We start from the raw sequence: 22,373 nt of genomic DNA on the forward strand, positions 1-22,373 counted from the left end.
CGAGATCGCGTATCATCCTGCTAATGCTAATTAATGCGTCATAACGAACGCTTTTAAATAACCGCTTACTAACTACGTCAATAAAAACGTCGTCAATAAGAACATCGTCAACCAGTTTTCGAGGGCAGCATGATCATACCGGTAATCCTATCCGGCGGCTCGGGCTCACGTTTGTGGCCTGTATCACGTGAAGAATATCCCAAGCAGTTTCTTAACCTGCATCTTGATGACCAAAGCCTGCTTCAGGAGGCCGCCTTACGGGTCAGGCACCTCGAAAACGCACAGCCACCGTTGGTCATCTGTAATGAGACCCACCGTTTTCTGGTTGCCGAGCAGTTGCATCAGATCGGTTTCCAGGAGGCGCAGATCATCCTTGAGCCTTGCGGCCGCAATACCGCTCCCGCGATTGCCCTGGCGGCCGCTGCGGCACTTCAAACGGACCCTGAGGCGGAAATGCTGGTGATGCCGGCAGACCATGTTATCAAGGATGAAGATGCCTTCAGGCAGGCGGTAGAAAAAGGTCGCACTCTGGCCGCGAGTGGCAAGCTGGTCACTTTCGGCATCACGCCGCAGCGGGCGCATACCGGTTATGGCTACATCAAACGCGGAGCAGACTGCGGCCAGGGCTTTGACGTCGTCGCCTTTGTTGAAAAGCCGGATGCTGAACGCGCCGCCGAGTACCTTGCCAGCGGTGATTACCTGTGGAACAGCGGTATTTTTCTGTTCAAGGCTCGCGATTACCTGAATGCCCTGCGTGAACACGCGCCGGATATTCTAAAAGCAACAGAGCGCGCTTTTGCTTTACGCAGTGAAGATATGGACTTTATCCGCGTTGATGAAGCGGCTTTTGCCGCCTGCCCGAGCGATTCCATCGATTACGCTATCATGGAAAAAGTGCGCAATGTGGCAGTGGTCCCGGTCAATCCGGGCTGGAGCGATATCGGTGCCTGGGATGCCCTGCATGAACTTAAAGCCACTCCCGGCGAGTATGACGATAATGCGACCCATGGCGATGTAATGCTTCACAACACCCATGGCAGTCTGATTCATAGTGAATCACGCCTGGTAACTGCCGTCGGTGTCAACAATCTGATCATTGTTGAAACCGAGGATGCGGTACTGGTGGCTGACCGCCATCAGGCGCAAGACACCAAAAAAATTGTCGAAGCATTGAAGGCTGCCGGACGCACCGAGTCAAAAAATCATCAGCAGGTGTATCGCCCTTGGGGCTACTACCGCACGCTGGCGCTCACCGATAGTTTTCAGGTCAAAGAAATTGTCGTTAAACCAGGCGCCAAGCTATCACTGCAGATGCATCATCATCGGGCGGAACATTGGGTGGTGGTGGAAGGCACCGCGCAGGTCACCCAGGGCAAGGGCCATGGAGACATTGAGTCACTGCACAGCTTCCTGCTTTCCGAAGACGAATCGACCTATATTCCGCTAGGCACCGTTCATCGGCTGGAAAACCCTGGCGTGATTCCTCTAAAGCTGATTGAAGTGCAGACAGGTTCTTACCTGGGGGAAGACGATATCATCCGTTACAGCGATGACTATGGTCGTGAATAACGCACTTAGGGTTGATGGTTGACGAAACCACGGGTAAGCGTCATGGCCAGAATTTTAAGATCGAAACTTAGTGTCCAGTTTTCGATGTAATAAAGATCGTACTCAACACGTTTCTGCATCAGGGCCACATCGTCCGCAATACCCCGCAGCCCGTTCACTTGCGCCCACCCGGTCATGCCTGGCTTGACCCGGTGGCGCTGCATGTAAATATCAATGTGATCTTTGTAATGATCGTTATGATCCATGGCATGGGGGCGCGGCCCTACCAGCGACATACGTCCCTGCAATACATTATATAGCTGCGGCAATTCATCCAGGCTGGTACGGCGAAGAAAAGCCCCCAGCGGGGTAACACGCGGGTCGTTATGAATGGCTTGCTGAGTGTGCTTGCTTTGATGCAGCGTCATGGTGCGGAACTTATAGATCTTGAATCGCTTGCCATCAAGCCCATGGCGCTCCTGCTTGAAGAGCACCGGCCCACCCATTTTACAGCGTATCGTCAGCGCAACCGCTAGCATAACGGGCATAAAGGCGATAAACAGCAGCAACCCAAGCACCCGGTCTTCCAACACTTTAAGCACCCGCATCGGGCCGGTCAGCGGCGTATAATTCAATTCAAGTGAGTACAGCCCAGCCAGCTGGGTAATACGGTGATTAAGCAGGCGGATATCGGGTTGTTCCGGAAAGTATCGCACCGTGACCGGGACACCTGCCAGCAGCGCCATCAACTGACGCACCCGCCCACCATCGGCCAGCGGATACCCCAGCCAGACCTCATCGAAGTCGCGTTGAAAAATGCTCGCCTGGGCCAGACGACGGATCTCAACCAGAAACGGCTTATTTGCGCTATCGATATAACGCCTGGAAACGATATAACCGGCATGCGGGGTATCAATGACCTTACGCTCCAACAAGGCCAGATTGTCTTCGTGGCCAATGAGCAGAACCCGCTTCTGGTTTCGCCCTGCCGCGCGCATGTGGCGCAGATAGAGATACAACCCAACACGCGTCACAATGCCGACCAATAATACCGCCAATGCGGCACTGCCCATCCACAGGCGGGAATACAGGTGAACGCTTTGCAGAATGGTCAATAACAGGCTCAACAGCGTAATCGTCACCGCCCATGTCAGGGTATAAACGCCCAGCATGTTATAGAGGCTACGCCCTCGCCAGGGCTGATACAGCCCCAGGAATTCGCCAGCGGCCGGAAAGAGAAGGCTACCGATCAGGATAAGAAAGAGGTAATCGCTACTGCCGCTGGCCTGCGGCATCAGCCAAATGACAACACAGGCACTGACCAGCGCAACCGATACATCCAGGATGTGCATGGCACGACGTAACCAGTCGCTGTGTTGCGACGTTTTGCCAGCCACCATGGCGCGTTATTCCGCTGTCAGCTGCAGTTCAGAGGTGACATTGGCCGTCATTGAAATCAGCAGTTGCATGGCTTCGACGAGGTCCTCACCATCAAGTTCGCCGGCCGCCGAATAAAGCCTGAGCCGGTCAAGTGCGTAGTTGCCCAGCGTATCGACAAACTTGATACGCTGATCAAACAGGCTGGCACGGGCATCCAGCACATCAACCAGATCACGCAGGCCCAGTTGCTCGCCACGTTCTGCTGCATTCAGAAACAACTCGCTCGATTCAATCGCCTGTTGCAGCGCTTCCATGCGGCGAATACCACCGTTGAGCGCTCGCAGACGGGTACGCACTTCCTGGATCGCCAGGTTGCGCTCGTGATCGACCGCCGCCTTACTCGCCTCGATGCGTTTTTCACCCTGACGCACGCTGGCACTGGTGTGGCCACCACTGAAAAGCGGCACGCTGACTTCCACATTAGCGGTGTAGTCTTCGCTGGTGCGTAATTCATCTTCGCTGTCGCGATCGCTATAGCTCAAGCTGAGATTGACTTCCGGATAGTGACCCGCGCGGCGCACACTTGTATTGGCTTCGCCAATCCGCTGCTCTCTGCCGGCCAGCTGCACAGAAACGTTCTGACTGATTTTTTCCACCCAGTCGCTTTCTGCGCTCCATTCCTGAGTCAGGGACACATCCGTCAAATCACCCACCGCCAGGCCACGCATTGCCGGGCGAATGCCGGTCAGACGTTCAAGCTCACTTAAAGCGTTATCCAGTTCGTTTTCTGCTTCAACAGCGTCAGCGATCGCCTGATCAAGCCTAGACTGGGCTTCCAGCAAATCAACGCGATTTCCGATACCCAGGTCATAAGCGCGACTTGCCTGGCGTAACTGCAGCTCCAACGAGGCCTGCTGAGATTCCAGTAGCCCCAGACGCTGGGAAGAAAGATAAGCCTGCACATAGGCTTCGCTGACACTGAGTGCAAGATCGCGCTCAACGACGGCTAGTTGCAACTCAGCCGCACTGATCTGGGCATCCGCCACTTCCAGCCCACGCCAGCGCTCCAGACTGAACAGCGGCTGCTGAAGCTGCAGGCGCCAGTAGTGTTCATCGAACTGCCCCGGACGTGACGCCGGTTGATCCAGACCAAACCCATCCGGGTCAGTCTGAACATTGGTGGAATCCTGCCATAAATAGCCGCCACTGGCGCTAATCTGCGGCAACAGCTGAGAACGCGCCATCGGGCGCTCTTCCTCGGTAGCCTCCAGCTCATAACGCTGACGCGTCAGCTCGGCATCGTTGTCACGGGCACGGGAAAACAGTGCCAGCAACGAAGGCAAGCCGCGCTCATTGGCAGCCAGATTGTTATCAAGGGCAGAAAGTTCTGCCAGCGCTTCATCGCCAGCAGGGACTGCTGCGGGTTCCTGAGCATGAGAAGCCATTGCCACGGCCAATGCCAGCGGCGTCAGTGCTACCCACGAAAAAGTCGTCCATAAGCGCTTCATTAATCCTCCCGAATGGCGCGAGCCAGCATGTCGGTAATCGGCTTGGCAATATAACTTGCAAAGGTGCGCTCACCCGTACGAATCATGACTTCAGCCGGCATCCCGGAAAGCAATTGCATCTGCTCGGCCATGCTTTCACGTCCATCATCGGTGACACGCACCCGGGCCCGGTAATACTGCTGGCCGGTGGATTCATCCTCGAAAGAATCAGCACTGACATGAATCACTTCGCCATCAACCGAATCCGTCAGACGCTGATTGAAGGCGCTAAAGCGGATTTCCGCAAACTGGCCAATATAAATATTATCGATATCCCGGGTCGGTACACGAGCTTCCACCACAAAGCCATCATTGGACGGCACAATATCCATGATGACATCACCACTGCGGATGACCGCGCCAACCGTATGCACTTGCATGCCCACCACGGTGCCGGATACCGGCGCAATGATATCGGTACGTGATACCTGGTCCTGCAGCGAGATCATCTGCTCCTGAGCTTCAGCAATCTGTGTTTGTGCCTGGCGCAGCTGTTCACCCACTTCTTTGTTGAATTCCTGCTGCTGCACCTCGCGTTCAAGGCGGTTTTCGCTGATCTGTGAACGCAGCTGGGCAATATTGGAGCGATACTCCGAGCTGTTTCCCTCGTATTCAAGGATCTGGCGCTCAAGTTCGCGAATACGCTGATTATCACCTAACCCTTCACGGTACAGTGAACGGAAATCTTCCGCTTCAGCGCGCAGAGACGCTACCCGTTGGGTATTAACGCGAATACGCTCTTCCAGGCCGGAAATCTGCTGACGCATCTGCACGATCTGCTCATCCAGGGCTTCCAGCGTACTGTCAAGTGATTGCCGACGTGCCATGAAAAGGCTTTGCTGAACGGCCAGCACCTGTTTCACACGCGGATCATCTACATTTTTCAGATCGTCCGGCACCGTCATGGTATCGGCTTTTTCCTGCTCAGCCAGCAGGCGTGCTTCCATGGCACGATTGATCAGATATTGTGAACGGGCAATTTCAAGCTGCGAACTGACTTGCGTATCACTCAGCACCACCAGGGTATCGCCCGCTTCAACACGGTCACCATCCTGAACCAGCAATTGCTTGACGATACCGCCTTCCAGGTGCTGAACCGTACGCTTGAAGGACTCTATCGACACATTGCCCGGTGCGACCACCGCCACGGCAAGCGACGCCGTTACTGCCCAGGCACCAAAGCCACCAAATGCAACCAGCAAAATGGCAAAGCCCAACCGTCGGTAGCCTTTATCACTGGTAGGTAGCGCTTCACTGGCTTCCCCCTCCAGCGTTGCCGGCTCCTTCGGAGTAATATCGATTTCAGAGGTTGCCGGAACATTAGACTTGCTACTCATGTTACTTCTCCTCGCCACGGCCGCCAGAAATGGCAGAAAGACGCGCGGCGTTCTGACTCAATTGCGCCCGTGACTTCTTGGCGAACTGTGCCAATACTTCATCACGAGGGCCAAACATGCTGACCTGACCGTCCTTCATCACCAGCAGCTTATCCATGTTTTTCAGGACACTGGTGCGATGACTAATAACGAACAAGGTCGTACCTTCTTCCTTAAGCTGCTGAATCGCCTTGGCCAGTGCGCGTTCACCGGCATCATCCAGATTGGCGTTGGGTTCATCCAGCACGACCAGAACGGGGTTGCCATAAACCGCCCGAGCCAAGCCGACACGCTGGCGCTGCCCGCCTGAAAGCGCGCCGCTGGTAGAAGAAATTACGGTGTCATAACCATTGGGCAGTTCCAGAATCATTTCATGAACGCCCGCTTTTCTGGCCGCTTCCACTACCTTGTGTGCATCAACCTCGCCGAAGCGGGCAATGTTTTCACTAACTGTGCCGTCAAACAGCTCGATATCCTGAGGCAGATAGCCGATATGAGGGCCAAGTTCATCCCGGTTATACTGAGTGATCACACCGCCATCCAGGCGCACATCGCCGACCTGAGATGGCCAGATTCCGAGTAGCACCCGCGCCAGGGTCGATTTGCCCGCTGCACTAGGTCCAATGATGCCAATATGCTCGCCTTTGTCGACCGTGAAGTTAATGCCGCGAATCGTCGCCATACGCACACCGGGAGGGGCAGCTGCAACATTTTCCAGACTGATATCACCCCGCGGGGAAGGCAACGACATGCGTTTTTCTTCAGCAGGAATCTGATTCAGCAACTCATTGAGGCGTTCATAGGCACCACGGGCATTCACAAAGCCTTTCCAGCCGCCAATCATCTGGTCAATCGGCGCCAGCGCGCGCCCCATGATGATCGAACCGGCAATCATCATACCGGGCGTCATATCGCCCTGAAGCACCAGAAAAGCACCAAGCCCGAGAATCAGCGACTGGAACAGCAGACGCAGAACTTTAGAAGCGTTGGTCAATACGCCAGCACGGTCACTGGCCTGAGACTGCTTTGAAAGGTATTCATGGTGCCGCTTTGACCAGCGCCCCATAATGCCTGGCAACATCCCCATGGCATGCAGTACCTCGGCATTACGCAAATTCGAGTTCGCCAGATTTTGTGCCTGAATCTGTTCACCACTGGCTTCAGCCAAGAGTTTCTTGGTGGATTTTTCATTGGCAATCGCCAACACCAGCAAAATAATCCCCGCACACGTGGCAAAGACCCCTAACCAGGGGTGAAAGAGGAACAGAACACCCAGGTAAATAGGTACCCAGGGCGCATCAAAAAATGCAAACAGGCCATTACCGGTCAGAAACTGACGCAGACTGGTAAGATCACTCAGCGGCTGAGCGCTTTGGGCTCCCGGAACCATCAGGCTACGACGAAACATCGCACCATACAGGCGTTCATTGATCGTCGTATCCAGACGATTACCGACGCGAACCAGCATGCGCGAACGCACCAGCTCTAGCCCACCCATTACAAAGAAAAAGAATACCACGACCAGCGTCAGCATCAGGAGGGTGTCAACGCTCTGGGTGGTCAGAACGCGATCATATACCTGCAGCATATACATGGGGGGAACCAGCATCAGCAGGTTCACAAACATGCTGAAAAATCCTACTGATACAAACGAACCTTTGCAGGCTTTTAAAGCGCGCTGCAGATCCGTTGCTTCCTGTTGCTTTGCCATGAAGAGGTCACCGTTGAATACAAGAAACGTCAAGCCAGATAGTAATGCGCAGCAGCATAACAGAAACGCCCTTACAGGGGGTAGGGCCACTTTGCAAGACTACCTCGCGTAGAGGCCTATCAACGCAAGCAAAGACACCAGACTCTACTGGTGTTATATGACACTATTATCACCTCAATATTCTGAATCTGCTCAAATCAATCCCCCACTCAGGCATGGCGGCTAATGCAAGCCGATCACGCGCCGTTGATCGCAGCGTTTCTGTCGTCTTGTTGTCGACTGACATCATGCTTTAGATACAGGCAGCTCCTCTGGCAGTGCAAGAACGGCTTCTCTGGGCATAGGCCTGGCGAAAAGAAAACCTTGCAGCAGATCACAATCACGACGGACCAGGTCCTGCTGTTGATCGTGGTTTTCGATACCTTCGGCGACAACGACCAAGTTCAGGTGATGCGCCATGGTAATAATGCCCTGCACGATAGCTGCATTACGTGTATCGGTGGTGATGTCCTTGATGAAAGCACGATCCAGCTTAACCTTATGAATCGGCAGGTCGCGCAAATAGCTGAGACTGGAAAACCCCGTGCCAAAATCATCAAGCGCGACCTTGATTCCCATCACCTTTAGCCGGTTGATCAGATCAATCGCCTGCTCGGCACCGTCCAGCAGTACGCTTTCGGTCACCTCAATTTCCAGCAGTTCAGGAGCTATACCTGATGCATCAAGGGCCTGCTGCATATCCTCCAGGAACCCGGCTCGCCGGAACTGTAACGATGAGATATTGATGGCGACTGACGCTTCAAAGCTTTTTTGGGTTTGCATGAAAGCGACATCCTGGCAGACACGATGCAGAATCCAGCGCCCTAATGGAATGATCTGCCCAGTCTGCTCAGCCAGGGGAATAAACATACCCGGCGAAATCATCCCCTTTTCAGGATGATGCCAGCGAATCAGAGCCTCCAGACCCCGGACCCGGCCGCTCCCCGCATCAACAATGGGTTGGTAGTAGATCTCAAACTGGTTATCTTTCAGCGCTTTATGCAGGTCATGTCGCAACAGCACCGACTGTCTGGTCATTCGTTGCACATCGCCCTGATACCATTGCCAGATATTACGGCCCTGTTGCTTTGCCTCCCCCATGGCAATATCAGCTTGCTGCATCAGTTCGTTCGCGTGCTCGACGTTCTCGCTGTTACATGCGATGCCAATGCTTGCACTGATATGGACAGATTTGCCTTCTATCTGAAAAGGCGCTAGCAGCGAATTCAGCAGCCTCTCTGCCATGACAATGCCTGCTTCACTATCGTCGAGCCCGGCAAATAACAACGCAAACTCATCGCCCGTCAGGCGCACCAACGTCCCGTACGACCCGATTATGTGATGCAACCGACTGGCCACCTCTATCAGCAACTGATCACCAATGTGATGGCCTAACCCATCATTGACCGTTCTAAACCCATCCAGGTCAAGGTGCATGACCACCAGCAATTTTCCAGTCTGTTGCGCATTTGCAAATGCTGCGTTCAGGCGGTCATCAAAGACACTATGGTTAGGCAGACCGGTCAGAAGGTCATGCGTGGCCTGGTAGGCCAGCTGGGCGGCTTGCTCGTGTTGATGGGTGATGTCTTTCGCAATACCGAAAACACCTTGCGTTACGCCATCGACAATAATCGGCATGGTGGTCAGGTCTAGAAACTTCAGATGCCCTTCTTGATGCCTTATCTGCAACTCTACCCGGCTTGGCTGGCCAGCCAAGGTGGCGACATAGAGCGCCTGCAAATGTTGGATATCCTGAGATTGCAGGAGCGCAGTAAAATGCTTACCCAGCATTTCATCGTTTAAGCGCCCAGTAATCCTGCTGCAGGCATCGTTCGCGGAGACGATCCGGCCTTCGCGGTCTATCGATATGACACCATCAGGATGATAGAGATAAAGCGAACGATAGCGCTGCTCGATATCATACTGTGCCTCAAGCTGCTTTCGAGCCACCAGCAACTCGCGTGAGCGCTGGAGAATCAGCCTCACCAACCCCAGGCTTAGTGCTAACAGATAGCTAAGTATCAGGCCTGCAATCGCAAAACCAGCGGGCATGATACTTGCTTGCAGCATGCCTGACACCGAGTCCATATAAACGTTAAACGTTAAACGGGCACCGCCAGGCAGACCAACATGACGCTCTTCCAAGTGCGGTAAAGGGCGAAGGGGGGTGTCGTCGATAGCTCTTCCCGGCTGCCTTAAGGATAAATAAGGTGCGCCTTCACCAACGGTGAGCTTGAATAGGCTCAATGGCACATTAAGTTCACGTCTGAGCAAGTCCGCCAGATCCAGCTCGGCGACCAGCTGCCCATCAGTGTTGTTACCTAATGAAGAAATCAGCAGTACTGTACTCGGCTTACTATCCAACATAAACGCCCAGATTTCTGGCCATTCAGAGAATATTACATCACTGAGGGTCGCATAATCTTCCGCGGCCAAGTGGCTTTCCTGATCGCGCTCAGTTGATCTTCGCAGCGCCTCAAGTTCCCCTGTCGGGCCAATTAATGCAACGGTCTTTAGATATGGCGTGTGCTGGAAGTAGGTCTGAACATCATGCTCCCAGCGGATCGATTCGTTCAGGGTAGTGTTCAGTCCTTGCCGCCAGGCCAGGCGTTGAATGAATTCCAGTTGTTCCTGCATGGCGTGGCGTGCGTTGTGCTCGGCGTTATCCAATAAGGTGGCGGCCTGACGTTGCATATTGCTCTGGGCGCTCCAGCTTAGGGTGTACCAGGCCAAACAACTCACCATCACACCAAACACAGCCGCGAACTGCGTCAGCCAACCCAGGGGAAGCAACTGACGACTGCCGCGCCAGGCAGCGCCGACGAAGGCAAAGCCCCCAAGCAACGCATAAAGCGTGGCAAGAATGGGCGCTGAAGCAAAGCCTTCGGCCCAGCCAAGGCGACTAGCGGGAAACAACAACAAAATCAGAGAAAGGCTACCCGCGCCCAGCGCCAGGGCTCCACTCCCAGCCCACAATAACCGCTGCCAGGCCTGTTTCATGCCCAGCGCTGTGCAAACAGCGACCAGAAAAAGGAGAAACGCTGCCGCCGATAGAATTCTTGGCCCGCCTGTTACCAACGATGTTCCTACCCAGGCCCCGCCTGACAGGACATTGTGCAACAGGGTATAAAGCGTGATAAGCGCCAAGGGTGCAGCCGCCAGATAGATGATCCAGCGACGATGCAACAACCAGCCGAGCAAGCACAGACCCGCTAGAAAACCGGTCAAGGCCGCATCGGCCACCATTAACCCGCTTAAAGGATAAGCAATACTCGCGAGATGTCCAAGGAGCCCCGTTGCGCCCAGCAGAATGAAGACGGTAGCGACCATCAGCAAACCGACATCCATCGCCACATCGCGTATCCGATAAGGCAGCTCAGTCGCTTCTCGTGAACTCAGCTCAGCCATTCTGGCTTGCATAGCAAGCTCCTTTTTCATCCCTTAGCAACGAGATTACGCCCCTGATGCTTGGCGGCATCAGCTCGCGTTATGAGGCTCTCGCGAGTATCCCCTGTCAGGTAGCTCGTGACACCTAAGCTGACAGTAATCGGCACAGGCTGCCAGCGATATATTTCAACAGCTTGGCGCAATCGCTCCAGAGCGCTGATTGACTCGTCAATTGAGGCATCCGGCATCAGTAAGGAACACTCGTCTCCACCAATGCGTCCGGCAAAATCCCGACCTCTCAGCTTCGAGGAAAGCAGCTCTTGAAGGGCAATATCAAAGTAACGTCGGTTGGATAGGCCAGTAAGTGGACCGCTTCTGGCCTCATGTCCCATCGTCATGGTCAGTCGCTGTAATTCTTCATTATGAGATTCAAGTATGGAGCGAATTGACTCGAGTTCAGTAATGACAGTTCGTTTTCCAAATACGCCCCCCTTCGGGTCTATTATAATTAATCGTTATCTGTCAGGAATAAAGCACCGTTTACAAATAAAGCACCGCTTGCATGAAGCAAGCAACGTCGCGTTACCTCAGCTTGCAACCCGCACAAAACATTACAAACGTAATAATTGCCCTGCTAATTAAAGTGTATATAGTCTACTGGGGTAGATAGCAAAAATTTATACCCGATATAGATAAGACCTATAACTTAAAATAGGCGTATAACCGAGGTACTTTCGATGGTAGCTCCTGCATCTTACGAAAATCCTTCAGCGACCATCATCCGCTCGCTGATTCAGCATTCCTATGTTCTGTCTGTGTATTGCAAAGACATGTCTTATGCTTTGAAAGCGGAAGTGGCTGAGCTTAACACCATCAGCGGGCACATGGTCCTGAAGGTGGAATACGCTGGGGAAAATATTGAGCGCTATATCACCCATGACAGTCTGGGCTTCGACCTGGAAGCGCTAAAAGGGCCACACGGTAGTGAGCGTGAAACTTACAGCCTCAGCAATGTGCCGGTCAAACTGCTGAAAACCGACAGCACACTGTATCGCCTCGAATGCCAGTTGCCTGATTCAGTATTTGTTCAAGAAAAACGAGGCGCGGTACGCATTCCTTTTATTCTTGGCATGCTGGCACGCGTAGGCATCGAAGTGTACCTGCATGAGCTCAATGTACCTGGCAGGCTGCGCAACTTGTCGGTTGGCGGCTGCATGGTCGATGTTGAACTGGCTGACAGTCTCGCGCTTGATGTTGACCAGCCGATACCGGGGATAACGCTGGAATTTCCCAACGGTGATAGCTTTTTTGCGCAAGGCTATATCCGCCACATACGCCCTTTCGGCAACAATGGGTATGCAGCCGTTGGTATGGAGTTCATCAACTTATCGACAGCGCAAACCGAAGTGCTATTCCACTATGTGAATGAGGCAGAAAGAGAAGTCGCTTACCGCACCGGTACGAATGATAAGGTCGCCTATCATTCAACGTTGTTTATTCCCGGCGCCAAGGAGAAGAAGATCCAACAACGCGAAACTCTCGAGCGTGACAAGCGCGCTCGCCAGTCACCCATGGAACGCGGCATGCTGGACTTGGCTCACCAGCTTCAAGTGGGGTTGATGTATATTAAAACCCGCCAGCAGTTTCCCACCGAAATTTTCTACGATTGCGTTGATACCCTGCGCTACCTCGTAGAGCAGGATCGCAAGACCTTTCTGTATGCGCTGTCGTTTTTAAACGATGAATCTGACTGGGTAAGGCATGCCGTGCAGGTCGCCGGTCAGCTAGCCGACATCCTGCTGATCCGCGACCCTCATGACCCCCGCGTTCGCGAAGCCATACTCGGCGCCTTGTTACATACCATGGGCAAGCCTTTGCTGGTTGGCCCGGCGTTGCCATCGCTCAAGATCAAAATGAACCCTACTCAGAAGGCCATACTTAGCGGCCATGTGGTAGCGTTGCTCGCAAAACTTGATGAACTTGGCTGGGAGCCCAGCCCAACCTGTCGCGATGTGATTGAGAATGCCAACGAGCGCCTGGATGGAACGGGTTACCCTGCAGGCAAAAGCGACAACCAGCTTTCCGACTTGGTACGGCTGATTTCAGTCATAAAGGCCATTAACAAGCGGCTGAATGTTCGTAACGGTGTTCCGCCTTACTCGCCCATTGATGCCTATCGCAAAATTCATGAGGCAGGCGCCGCCTACGACAAAGCGGTATTAGTGGCATATATTCAGATATATGGCCTGTACCCAATTGGCAGCCTAGCTAAGTTTTCAGGCGGTTTCCTTGCCTGGGTGATGGATATCAACGGTAAAGGCATGCCGTGTCAAGTCAATGTGGTCAAGAACTTACGTTTTCCAGATGCTAATATCAACAGTGTTATCAAGGAACAGGACCTGTCACAAATTGGCAAGCTGGAAGGCATCGTCAATCCCCTTGATTACGGGGTGAAAATGATAAAACATTGAAGAGCGATATATAGGCTCTTTTTAAGCACCAAACTAAGCAAGGCCTGATATTGTCCAATATCTTTTTCACATTGATTGATAATTCTAGCCGAGTATAAAGCTTACTCAGCAAGTCAAACCTGGGTCCAGGTTTTCATAAGATAGGGTCATGGCAGAGCGCCTTGCAGAAACATGATGCCTTGCATATCTAGCATGAGGCCTCTAGAGTTTCATTTAACATACCCGCCAAGCCTATGTCTGTTACGACAGTCACGCTCAGATCGCGCGGGTTTTTTATTGTCTGTACCTGTTCTCATGTCACTCACTTCCGCCTTCGTTTTGATCACCCTTTTCAGCGCGACGCATCCTATCACGCAGGGCTGGATAGGCAATATCTTCAAGCCCGTTACCTACCTCATCGTAATACTGCCAGAGCTGGCTCACATCCTTGAAAAAATGAAAACCTGCCTTTGGATCGCTATATGACACTGCAACTGCTATTCCAACAGGACTGCTGTGATCACTTTCCGTTCATTTCGACGTATGAGGCAGTATCAGGGCATGTAGTGCATTTTGACTAGGTCCAAGAGGCGATGCACAAGGGCGAAATAGGTCAGGTTGCTACCTTTCCAACCTTTTGTTAATTTCAGCCAACGAACGCCTAAAACCAACGTCACGAATGGATGGGCTCCTACCCATCGTGATGACACTCGTCGTAATCTGCAAACTGCCAGCACGGATAAGCGCATAGTGTCCACCTGCTGGCCGTGTGGCTTGCTAACCGCACTGGATAACGAAATCAGTAACAAGGTGTATAAAGTCAAGCAATTGACTTTATTAAAGAAAGCCCTGATGCAAGACCTACTCACCGGAAAAATCCGCGTCAAGGTTGATACCCACGATCTAGCAGAAGCCTGATTTTTCTCTCCCAAATGATCTTCTACATGAGTTGACAGAACTATATTTTAAACCATAATTGTCAACTCAATTTCTCGTCACTAAGGTGCCCCATGCTGCATGATCGTTTGCATCGTGCGCGTGTCCTCAAGAACATGACTCTGCAGCAGGTGGCCGACCAGCTGGGGGACATTACCAAGCAGGCTCTGTCCAAATATGAGCAGGGCAAGGACGCGCCCAACTCCACTCGCTTAATCCAGCTCGCCGATGTGCTGGGGGTAAGCCCTGAGTATTTTTTCCGGCCTGACTCCGTGGCATTAGGGGCGGTAGATTTCCGCAAGCACTCCGCCTTTGGCAAACGCCAGCAGGAAGCTGTGAAAGAGCAGGTACGCGAACACCTTGAACGCTATTTAGCGGCGGAAAGCGTGTTCGAGACTGAGCCACGTAGCCGTGGCTTTACCCAATGGCATCGCCGTTTTGCAGTATCTAGCGCAGAAGAGATTGAGCAGGCGGCAGAGGCGTTACGCCATGCCTGGAACCTGGGGCTAAACCCGATTGCTAACCTGACCGAGACCCTGGAAGAAAACGACATAAAGGTCGTGGGCCTGCACGCCCACCAAAAGTTTGACGGCCTGTGTGCGCTGGTCAATGAGGGCGCGGATGCGGTGATTGTGAGCAACACTGACCGCCCCGGTGAACGCCAACGCTTTAATCTCGCCCATGAACTGGGCCATCTAGTGATGGCTATGCCCGAAGCCATTCACGGCACTCGGGAAGAGGAAAACAACTGCCACCGCTTTGCCGGTGCCTTTCTGTTTCCTGCCAGCCAGGTGCGCGCCATTTTCGGCGAGCACCGCAAGCGTGTGCTATTTGATGAGTTTTTGCTGGCCAAACAGGAGTGGGGCATTTCCATTCAGGCGATTCTACGGCGCCTGCATGACCTGAATATCATCACCCCGAACGTCTATCAAAGCACTGCCAAATACTGGTCAATGCAGGGCTACCGCACCAGTGAGCCTAACCCATTACCCTCAGAGACTTCTTACCGCCTGCGGCAGCTGGTTTATCGGGCACTTGCAGAAGGGTTAGTGACCCCCTCACGGGCAGCGGAATTACTCAATACCGGCCTGGGGGATATCCAGGAGGTAATGGCCAACGGACAGACAGGTGGCGGTGCACATGTCAGCGAAAATACTTGTCTCTGATACCAATATTTGGATTGATCTTCATCGTAGTGGCCTGCTGGCAACCGTTTTTGAACTACCCCATCACTTTGTTACCACGGATTTTGTATGGCGTGAGTTAAGGCAGCCACCCGGCCAGCAGTTGACGGATCTGGGGCTGACGATAGAAGGCTTAAGTGGCGATGAGGTGGTGTCGCTTTTTGAACTTCGCCAGACCCTGGGTAACTCTTCTCTGGCCGATGTGTCCTGCTATTTTCTGGCCAGGGAGAGGCGCTGGCCGCTATTAACCGGTGACGGTGCGCTGCGCAAATCCGGGCAACAAGGCCAGCTTGAGGTGCGGGGTGTGCTGTGGATTTTGGATGAGCTGGAACGCCACGCATTGCTATCGACGCAACAGCTCGCCGATGCATTAGACAGCATGCTGAAGGCAGGTGCCCGATTACCGGAGACTGAATGCCGTAAACGGCTGAACCGCTGGCGGTGATTGAGTGTAAGTCGCCCTATATTGCCGATGCCTTGGCGCAAGGAATTGATCAGTTACGGCGCTACGCCAACCTACGTTACCTCGAAGATGACGAAGGCGCCCAAAAGCTGTTCTGGTATAACCAGCTAATGGTGTCGACCTGCCGCGTCCAAGCCAGGGTCGGCACGATTAGCTCCAGCGCTCAACATTACCGGTGGCTTAAGCTAGATTTTGATAGACAAGCGTAGGCAACAACTGACATTAAATTAATTAAAAACAATATTTTATATATCTAAGCAGACAACCGTTGACTTCACTCAATATTCTGAATCTGCTCACGCATCTGCTCAATCAGCACTTTCAGTTCTACGGCGCAGCGGGTGGTATCCGCGACGACGGATTTTGAAGAGAGCGTGTTGGCTTCGCGGTTGAGCTCCTGCATCAGAAAATCCAGGCGGCGACCTTTAGGGCCTTTTTGGGCGAGTTGACGGCTGACTTCTTCTACATGGGCCGTTAGACGGTCGAGCTCTTCGTCTACATCGGCTTTTTGCGCGACCAGGACTAGCTCAGCTTCCAGGCGCTGCGGGTCAAGGTCGGTTTTAGCAACGTCCAGGCGTTCCAGCAGCTGGGCGCGCTGGCGCTCTAGAATCTGCGGCAACAGATTGCGCACGATAGCCACCTGCTGACTGACGGCCGCCAAGCGAGAGGTGATCATCCCAGCAAGCTTCTCGCCTTCGCGCGCACGGGCGTCGACCAACTCATCCAGTGCCTGGTCAAATAGTGCTTTAGCCGCCGTTTTGATGGCATCCTGGTCAAGATGCTGGGTTTCCATCACACCCGGCTGGTTAAGCAGCGCCAGCGTGGTAGGCGGCACGGCGCTGGGCACCTGCTCCTGAATGGCTGCCAGAGCATCGGCGATGGCCGTCAGCTGTTGGCGGTTAACCGCGGGAGCCTGACTGGCTTCGGTGGCTTCAAAACGCAGACTACACTCGACTTTGCCTCTTGCCAGGCGCGTGCGCAGAGCGTCGCGTAGCACCGGCTCCAGTTCACGCAAGGCATCGGGCAGGCGGAAATGTGGCTCTAGATAACGCTGGTTCACCGAGCGAATTTCTACCTGCAGCGTACCAAACGGGGCGGCCTGTTCGGTGCGCGCAAAGGCCGTCATGCTATGAACGTGAAGCGGGTTGGCCATATTGGCTCCTGTAAGGACGATCTTTTCGGTCAGTCTAACTGATATCGCACGCCTTACGGTGGCAGACGTGTACAATATCGGGCAGTTATTTTGCAGTGTTTGTTATCTGATTTTTACCCCAGACGATGAGAGAAGCTATGCGTCCTGATGTTGTTCGCCCCAGTGGCCGCGAAGCCGACCAGCTCCGTGAGATTCGTTTGACCCGTGATTACACCTGCCATGCCGAAGGCTCGGTTCTGGTGGAATTTGGCAATACCAAGGTTCTGTGTAATGCCAGCGTGGAGGCGGGCGTGCCACGCTGGCTGCGCGGCAAGAATCAGGGCTGGATCACGGCGGAGTATGGCATGCTACCCCGCGCCACCCATACCCGCAGTGGCCGTGAAGCGACGCGTGGTAAGCAAGGGGGCCGTACACTGGAAATTCAGCGTTTGATTGGTCGCAGCCTGCGCGCGGCAGTGAATTTAAAAAAACTCGGCGAGTTCACCATTACGGTAGATTGCGATGTGATCCAGGCCGATGGCGGCACTCGCACGGCATCGATTACCGGTGGCTGTGTCGCACTGGTGGATGCCATTCGCTACCTGCAGCGCGAGAAGAAGATTAAAGGCGACCCTTTCAAACAGATGGTCAGTGCCATTTCCGTTGGCATTTATAGAGGCGTCCCGGTACTGGATCTGGATTACCCGGAAGACAGCAAAGCCGACACCGACCTGAACGTGGTAATGACCGAAAGCGGCGAACTGATTGAAGTGCAAGGCACGGCAGAAGCCGGTGCGTTTAACCGGGCCGAGCTAAATGCGATGCTGGACCTGGCAGAAAAAGCCGGCGAGGAACTGCGCGCCCATCAACGCGAAGCACTTGGAATCTGCGAATAGTGAGTAGTAAGTGGCGTGGTGAATAAATAGCGAGATGATGGAACACAAAAGGCCAGCTTGATGCTGGCCTTTTGCTGATGACTCTTTGCTGATTACTCTAGCTTCTAGCGACGCGGGCAAGTCGTTTACAGCGCCAGGTCGTACTCAACGATCAGCGGAGCAAACTCAGAGAACGTCGCCTCGTAATCAATCCACGCATCCACGACATGGCGACGGAAATTAGGGCCGACCAGCTGATAATCGATCCGCCAGCCTTCCTGACGTTCGCGCGGCACGTCCTGATTAAGCTTCGGCCACCAGGTATATTCTCCCGCATCACGATTAATTTCGCGGAAGGTGTCGATAAACCCGGTTGGGCCAAGCACCTGATCCATCCAGGCGCGCTCTTCCGGTCGGAAACCGGAAGTCAGCTGGTTATCTGACCAGTTAGCCAGATCGATGGTTTTATGCGCCACATGCCAGGTGCCACAGATAATATATTCACGGCGTTTACGGGCCATTTTGCTCAGGTATTCCTGATACTGCTCCATGAACGCCTGTTTGGCCTTTTGATCACTGCCATCAGGCATCAAAAAAGTGGCAATGCTGAAACGGTCATAATCCGCCTGCAGAAAGCGCCCTTCATGATCACACTGAGGAAACCCGAGGCCATACATGATCGCCTTGGGAATTTTGCGGCAATAAAGTGCCACACCGGCAAAACCATCCTCCTCGGCATCCAGAAAGTAGCCTTCATAGCCTTCCGGATAGAGAATATGGTCGCTTAATTCGAAACTTTTCGCTTTGATGTTCTGCACGCAGACCACGTCGGCATCCTGCTGAGCCAGCCAGTCCAGGAAGCCACGATCGACGGCATCACGAATACCATTGACATTGATGCTGGCAATTTTCATAGATCGTCCCTTTAGCGTCGCTGCTGTATGATACCCGACGTTTCGACGTTTGAGTAAATCCCATACAAAAAATCATGAGGATAACAGTGACAGCCTCTTTACAACCCTATCAACGCGATTTTATCGCTTTTGCCATTGAGCAGGGCGTGCTCAAATTTGGCGAATTCACGCTTAAGTCGGGTCGCGTTAGCCCTTATTTTTTCAATGCTGGCCTGTTTCAGAGCGGCCGTGCACTGGCCAAACTTGGGCGCTTTTACGCTCAGGCGATTGTCGATAGCGGCCTGAGCGCCGATGTCTTGTTTGGCCCTGCCTATAAAGGTATTCCGCTGGCAGCCGTTACCGCCGCAGCGCTTGCCGACCACCATGACATTGATATGCCTTACGCCTTTAACCGTAAGGAAGCCAAAACCCACGGGGAAGGCGGTAATACTGTCGGCGCGCCACTCACCGGTAATATCATGATTATCGACGATGTGATTACCGCTGGCACCGCCATTCGCGAGGTGATGACCCTCATTGAACACAGTGGTGCCCGCGCGGGTGGCGTTATCATCGCGCTTGACCGCCAGGAACGAGGCCAGGGCGAGCAGAGTGCCATTCAGGAAGTTGAAGCAACCTTTGGCATGCCAGTCGTCAGTATTGTTACTTTGGCACAGGTACTTGCCTATCTGGAAGAGCAGGCGGGGCCCGAGATGCTAGCCCATGCTGAGGCCATTCGCGCTTATCGCGCCAAATATGGCGTTAAATAAGCATTTTTCAAGCTTGACGGTTCATGTTGATCGTTCATGTTGATGGTACGGCGCCGGCAAAGCCTCGCTGGCGCCATGCTTCGTAGCTGACCAGCGCTACCGCATTGGACAGGTTAAGGCTACGATTATTAGGCTGCATGGGGATAAGTAATTTCTGCTCCGGCGCTATCAGGGCATGCGCCTGTTCAGAAAGACCGCCCGTTTCCGAGCCAAACAGCAACACATCACCCGCGCCAAAAGACGCCTCGGAATAGTAGCGTGTGCCTCGTGTCGTCAACGCCCACAGGGTTTTCCCCTGCATTGCCGACACAAACGCCGTAATGTTGGCGTGCCGGGTGACGTTGGCCAGATCACGGTAATCAAGCCCTGCGCGGCGTAACTTTTTCTCCTCCAGATCAAACCCTAACGGCTCGATCAGGTGGAGACGACAGCCATTGTTAGCCGCCAGGCGCATAATATTACCGGTGTTAGGCGCCATTTTTGGCTCGAACAGCGCAATTTCAAACATTAGTTCTTCCAGACATTGGTTCTTCCAGACATTAGTTCGCCTTCCACATGTAAAGGATGCATTCTGCCATGAACCCCGCGATTGCCCAACGCTTGCGAAACCTGAACCCACGCCAGCAGGAAGCGGTGCGCTATATCGACGGCCCCTGCCTGGTGCTGGCGGGCGCAGGATCGGGTAAAACCAGCGTCATTACCACCAAAATTGCCTATCTGGTTCAGGAATGCGGCATGAGCGCGCGCAAAATTGCAGCGGTGACCTTTACCAATAAGGCCGCCCGCGAAATGAAGGAACGCGTCGGCAAAATGCTGCAGGGCAAGGAAGGCCATGGGCTGACGGTGTCGACTTTTCATACCTTGGGGCTGACGATTATTCGCGGCGAGCTGAAATCCCTGGGCTACAAACCGGGCTTTTCACTCTTTGATCCGGAAGATGCCAAGGCGCTGCTGCGCGATTTGATGAACAAGGATGCCCAGGTCGACGCTGAACAGATCAACGCGGTTCAGGGCAAAATTTCCCAGTGGAAAAACGATCTGGTGTTGCCCAGCGACGCCCTGTCGTTGGCAGCCGATGATGATGAGCATTTTGCCGCTCGGGTGTATGAAGCCTATGTGCGCCACCTGAAAGCCTACAATGCGGTGGATTTTGATGACCTGATTCTGCTGCCGGTGGTTCTTTTACAACGCGACCCGGAAGCACTGGCCCGCTGGCGGCGCAAGATTCATTACATGCTGGTGGATGAGTATCAGGACACCAACGTTTCCCAGTATCTACTGGTAAAACTGTTAATGGCGGAACGGGCCACTTTCACCGTGGTGGGCGACGATGATCAGTCCATTTATGCCTGGCGCGGCGCACGGCCGGAAAACCTGATCACCCTGGGCGAAGACTTCCCGCGTTTAAAAGTCATCAAGCTGGAGCAGAACTACCGCTCTACGGGGACGATTCTGCGCGCTGCCAATACGCTGATCGCCAATAACCCTCACGTGTATGAAAAAACCCTGTGGTCGGACATGGGAGATGGCGCCTCCATTCGCGTTGTCGTCAACCGCCATGAAGAAGCCGAAGCCGAACGAGTGGCCAGTGAAATGCTCACTCGGCGCATCAAGGAAAAAGCCGAATGGCGGGATTTTGCCGTGTTGTATCGGGGTAACTTCCAGGCTCGCCTGTTGGAACTCAAGCTGCAGCACTATCAGATTCCCTACAAGCTGTCCGGCGGGACCTCGTTTTTCTCGCGTAACGAGATCAAGGACGCCATGGCCTACCTGCGGTTGCTGATCAATCCTGCCGATGACAATGCCTTTCTGCGCATTGTGAACGTACCACGTCGGGAGATTGGCCCGAGTACACTGGAAAAACTCGCCAACTATGCCACTGAGCGCTCCATTTCGCTGTTTGCTGCCTGTCACGAGTTAGGCTTGGAGCAAACACTGCCTACCCGTGCCGTGGAACGGCTTTCACGCTTTACCCACTTTATCGATGGCGTACGTCAGCGGATGGATAAAGGCGACGCCATTGCAGCGATTCGCGATATGTTGCGCGATATGGACTACGAAGCGTGGCTCTACCAGAACGCCAGTGCCCCGACCATTGCCGAACGGCGCATGGCCAACGTGTGGATTCTGATCGACCAGCTGGAAAAATCGCTTAACCGCGAACCGGAAGACGATGCGGATTCCACCGCCACCGAAACCGACAGCGTCGAAGCGGCAATATCCCGCCTGGTGCTGCGCGATATTCTGGAACAGCAGGCGGAAGAAGATGACTCCGACCGCGTGCAGCTTTTGACCATGCACGCCTCAAAGGGGCTGGAGTTCCCTCATGTGTATCTGATGGGTCTGGAAGAAGATTTGCTGCCCCACCGCAACGCCATTGAAATGGGAACGGTGGAAGAGGAGCGCCGCCTGGCTTATGTCGGCATCACCCGCGCGCGTCGCACCTTGACATTGACCCTGGCTCGCCAGCGCAAAGCCTATGGCGAGCTGATGGACTGCCAGCCCAGCCGCTTTCTGGATGAACTGCCCGCGGAAGACCTGGAATGGGAAGGCCGCGCGGATAAAGAAGACCCGGAGAAAAAGCAGGCACGTGGCAAAGATGCCTTGGCAGGCATTCGCTCGCTGCTGGGCTGAAGAAACAAAATCATAGGCAAAAGATATCCACAGGGAGTGTAAGCCACC

General features: G+C 53.7%; 19 protein-coding genes. 9 read left to right on the top strand and 10 right to left on the bottom strand.

Annotated elements, in window-relative coordinates:
- Nucleotides 1-129 precede the first annotated feature (129 nt).
- Complete coding sequence (locus tag ACU6TU_RS16715; protein ID WP_447142496.1) at nucleotides 130-1,569, top strand: mannose-1-phosphate guanylyltransferase/mannose-6-phosphate isomerase; 1,440 nt, start codon at nucleotides 130-132, stop codon at nucleotides 1,567-1,569.
- A gap of 5 nt (nucleotides 1,570-1,574) precedes the next feature.
- On the opposite strand, the gene ACU6TU_RS16720 is transcribed toward ACU6TU_RS16715, so the two are convergent.
- The 6 genes from ACU6TU_RS16720 to ACU6TU_RS16745 form a co-directional block, all read right to left on the bottom strand.
- The gene (locus ACU6TU_RS16720; RefSeq protein ID WP_447142497.1) at nucleotides 1,575-2,948 is read right to left on the bottom strand and encodes an undecaprenyl-phosphate glucose phosphotransferase; all 1,374 of its coding nucleotides are present in this window, start codon (nucleotides 2,946-2,948) and stop codon (nucleotides 1,575-1,577) included.
- A 6-nt stretch (nucleotides 2,949-2,954) separates the two neighbouring features.
- Entirely contained in the window at nucleotides 2,955-4,436 is a 1,482-nt protein-coding gene (locus tag ACU6TU_RS16725; protein ID WP_447142498.1) for a TolC family outer membrane protein, read from the bottom strand.
- Nucleotides 4,436-5,812 (bottom strand): HlyD family type I secretion periplasmic adaptor subunit, encoded by a 1,377-nt coding sequence (locus ACU6TU_RS16730; protein ID WP_447142499.1) that lies wholly within the window; start codon nucleotides 5,810-5,812, stop codon nucleotides 4,436-4,438. The genes ACU6TU_RS16725 and ACU6TU_RS16730 overlap by 1 nt, the downstream gene beginning before the upstream one ends.
- 1 nt (nucleotide 5,813) lies before the next feature.
- Nucleotides 5,814-7,562: a type I secretion system permease/ATPase gene (locus ACU6TU_RS16735; RefSeq protein WP_447142500.1), complete on the bottom strand. Its 1,749-nt coding sequence runs from the start codon at nucleotides 7,560-7,562 to the stop codon at nucleotides 5,814-5,816.
- Nucleotides 7,563-7,847: 285 nt separating this feature from the next.
- Nucleotides 7,848-11,021, bottom strand: a complete 3,174-nt coding sequence (locus ACU6TU_RS16740) for an EAL domain-containing protein (RefSeq protein WP_447142501.1) — start codon at nucleotides 11,019-11,021, stop codon at nucleotides 7,848-7,850.
- Nucleotides 11,022-11,035: 14 nt separating this feature from the next.
- Nucleotides 11,036-11,386 carry a GGDEF domain-containing protein gene (locus ACU6TU_RS16745; RefSeq protein WP_447142502.1) on the bottom strand — a complete coding sequence of 117 codons (351 nt, stop codon included), beginning with the start codon at nucleotides 11,384-11,386 and terminating at the stop codon, nucleotides 11,036-11,038.
- Nucleotides 11,387-11,725: 339 nt separating this feature from the next.
- On the opposite strand from ACU6TU_RS16745, the gene ACU6TU_RS16750 reads away from it, so the two are divergent.
- The gene (locus ACU6TU_RS16750) at nucleotides 11,726-13,459 is read left to right on the top strand and encodes a PilZ domain-containing protein (RefSeq protein ID WP_447142503.1); all 1,734 of its coding nucleotides are present in this window, start codon (nucleotides 11,726-11,728) and stop codon (nucleotides 13,457-13,459) included.
- A gap of 297 nt (nucleotides 13,460-13,756) precedes the next feature.
- Here ACU6TU_RS16750 and ACU6TU_RS16755 read toward each other — a convergent pair whose 3' ends face one another.
- Nucleotides 13,757-13,927, bottom strand: a complete 171-nt coding sequence (locus ACU6TU_RS16755) for a hypothetical protein (RefSeq protein WP_447142504.1) — start codon at nucleotides 13,925-13,927, stop codon at nucleotides 13,757-13,759.
- Nucleotides 13,928-14,188: 261 nt separating this feature from the next.
- On the opposite strand from ACU6TU_RS16755, the gene ACU6TU_RS16760 reads away from it, so the two are divergent.
- The 4 genes from ACU6TU_RS16760 to ACU6TU_RS16775 all read left to right on the top strand — a co-directional run bounded on the left by ACU6TU_RS16760 (nucleotide 14,189) and on the right by ACU6TU_RS16775 (nucleotide 16,230).
- Entirely contained in the window at nucleotides 14,189-14,356 is a 168-nt protein-coding gene (locus ACU6TU_RS16760; protein ID WP_447142505.1) for a restriction endonuclease subunit S, read from the top strand.
- A gap of 92 nt (nucleotides 14,357-14,448) precedes the next feature.
- Nucleotides 14,449-15,540 (top strand): helix-turn-helix domain-containing protein, encoded by a 1,092-nt coding sequence (locus tag ACU6TU_RS16765; protein WP_447142506.1) that lies wholly within the window; start codon nucleotides 14,449-14,451, stop codon nucleotides 15,538-15,540.
- Complete coding sequence (locus ACU6TU_RS16770; RefSeq protein WP_447142507.1) at nucleotides 15,515-16,003, top strand: hypothetical protein; 489 nt, start codon at nucleotides 15,515-15,517, stop codon at nucleotides 16,001-16,003. The genes ACU6TU_RS16765 and ACU6TU_RS16770 overlap by 26 nt, the downstream gene beginning before the upstream one ends.
- Nucleotides 16,000-16,230 carry a type I restriction endonuclease gene (locus ACU6TU_RS16775; RefSeq protein ID WP_447142508.1) on the top strand — a complete coding sequence of 77 codons (231 nt, stop codon included), beginning with the start codon at nucleotides 16,000-16,002 and terminating at the stop codon, nucleotides 16,228-16,230. Before ACU6TU_RS16770 ends, ACU6TU_RS16775 begins: the two co-directional genes overlap by 4 nt.
- Nucleotides 16,231-16,295: 65 nt before the next feature.
- On the opposite strand, the gene ACU6TU_RS16780 is transcribed toward ACU6TU_RS16775, so the two are convergent.
- Complete coding sequence (locus ACU6TU_RS16780) at nucleotides 16,296-17,174, bottom strand: YicC/YloC family endoribonuclease (protein ID WP_447142509.1); 879 nt, start codon at nucleotides 17,172-17,174, stop codon at nucleotides 16,296-16,298.
- A gap of 137 nt (nucleotides 17,175-17,311) precedes the next feature.
- On the opposite strand from ACU6TU_RS16780, the gene rph reads away from it, so the two are divergent.
- Nucleotides 17,312-18,049, top strand: coding sequence for a ribonuclease PH (gene rph / locus ACU6TU_RS16785; protein ID WP_447142510.1), 738 nt, complete (start codon nucleotides 17,312-17,314; stop codon nucleotides 18,047-18,049).
- A 125-nt stretch (nucleotides 18,050-18,174) separates the two neighbouring features.
- Here rph and ACU6TU_RS16790 read toward each other — a convergent pair whose 3' ends face one another.
- The gene (locus ACU6TU_RS16790; protein ID WP_447142511.1) at nucleotides 18,175-18,942 is read right to left on the bottom strand and encodes an exodeoxyribonuclease III; all 768 of its coding nucleotides are present in this window, start codon (nucleotides 18,940-18,942) and stop codon (nucleotides 18,175-18,177) included.
- An 86-nt stretch (nucleotides 18,943-19,028) separates the two neighbouring features.
- Here ACU6TU_RS16790 and pyrE point away from each other — a divergent pair, with 86 nt between their 5' ends.
- Nucleotides 19,029-19,691, top strand: coding sequence for an orotate phosphoribosyltransferase (gene pyrE / locus ACU6TU_RS16795; protein WP_447142512.1), 663 nt, complete (start codon nucleotides 19,029-19,031; stop codon nucleotides 19,689-19,691).
- A gap of 34 nt (nucleotides 19,692-19,725) precedes the next feature.
- On the opposite strand, the gene ACU6TU_RS16800 is transcribed toward pyrE, so the two are convergent.
- Nucleotides 19,726-20,199 (bottom strand): tRNA (cytidine(34)-2'-O)-methyltransferase, encoded by a 474-nt coding sequence (locus tag ACU6TU_RS16800; protein ID WP_447142513.1) that lies wholly within the window; start codon nucleotides 20,197-20,199, stop codon nucleotides 19,726-19,728.
- Between the two features lie 68 nt (nucleotides 20,200-20,267).
- On the opposite strand from ACU6TU_RS16800, the gene rep reads away from it, so the two are divergent.
- Nucleotides 20,268-22,325 carry a DNA helicase Rep gene (gene rep, locus ACU6TU_RS16805; RefSeq protein ID WP_447142514.1) on the top strand — a complete coding sequence of 686 codons (2,058 nt, stop codon included), beginning with the start codon at nucleotides 20,268-20,270 and terminating at the stop codon, nucleotides 22,323-22,325.
- Nucleotides 22,326-22,373: the final 48 nt, after the last annotated feature.

This window comes from Halomonas sp. LS-001, assembly GCF_052983955.1.

Excerpts from the sequence above, each read along its gene's own strand:
- ACU6TU_RS16715 (WP_447142496.1), top strand. The coding sequence starts at position 130 with ATGATCATACCGGTAATCCTATCCGGCGGCTCGGGCTCACGTTTGTGG.
- ACU6TU_RS16720 (WP_447142497.1), bottom strand. The coding sequence starts at position 2,948 with ATGGTGGCTGGCAAAACGTCGCAACACAGCGACTGGTTACGTCGTGCC.
- ACU6TU_RS16725 (WP_447142498.1), bottom strand. The coding sequence starts at position 4,436 with ATGAAGCGCTTATGGACGACTTTTTCGTGGGTAGCACTGACGCCGCTG.
- ACU6TU_RS16730 (WP_447142499.1), bottom strand. The coding sequence starts at position 5,812 with ATGAGTAGCAAGTCTAATGTTCCGGCAACCTCTGAAATCGATATTACT.
- ACU6TU_RS16735 (WP_447142500.1), bottom strand. The coding sequence starts at position 7,562 with ATGGCAAAGCAACAGGAAGCAACGGATCTGCAGCGCGCTTTAAAAGCC.
- ACU6TU_RS16740 (WP_447142501.1), bottom strand. The coding sequence starts at position 11,021 with ATGCAAGCCAGAATGGCTGAGCTGAGTTCACGAGAAGCGACTGAGCTG.
- ACU6TU_RS16745 (WP_447142502.1), bottom strand. The coding sequence starts at position 11,386 with ATGACGATGGGACATGAGGCCAGAAGCGGTCCACTTACTGGCCTATCC.
- ACU6TU_RS16750 (WP_447142503.1), top strand. The coding sequence starts at position 11,726 with ATGGTAGCTCCTGCATCTTACGAAAATCCTTCAGCGACCATCATCCGC.
- ACU6TU_RS16765 (WP_447142506.1), top strand. The coding sequence starts at position 14,449 with ATGCTGCATGATCGTTTGCATCGTGCGCGTGTCCTCAAGAACATGACT.
- ACU6TU_RS16770 (WP_447142507.1), top strand. The coding sequence starts at position 15,515 with ATGTCAGCGAAAATACTTGTCTCTGATACCAATATTTGGATTGATCTT.
- ACU6TU_RS16780 (WP_447142509.1), bottom strand. The coding sequence starts at position 17,174 with ATGGCCAACCCGCTTCACGTTCATAGCATGACGGCCTTTGCGCGCACC.
- rph (WP_447142510.1), top strand. The coding sequence starts at position 17,312 with ATGCGTCCTGATGTTGTTCGCCCCAGTGGCCGCGAAGCCGACCAGCTC.
- ACU6TU_RS16790 (WP_447142511.1), bottom strand. The coding sequence starts at position 18,942 with ATGAAAATTGCCAGCATCAATGTCAATGGTATTCGTGATGCCGTCGAT.
- ACU6TU_RS16800 (WP_447142513.1), bottom strand. The coding sequence starts at position 20,199 with ATGTTTGAAATTGCGCTGTTCGAGCCAAAAATGGCGCCTAACACCGGT.
- rep (WP_447142514.1), top strand. The coding sequence starts at position 20,268 with ATGAACCCCGCGATTGCCCAACGCTTGCGAAACCTGAACCCACGCCAG.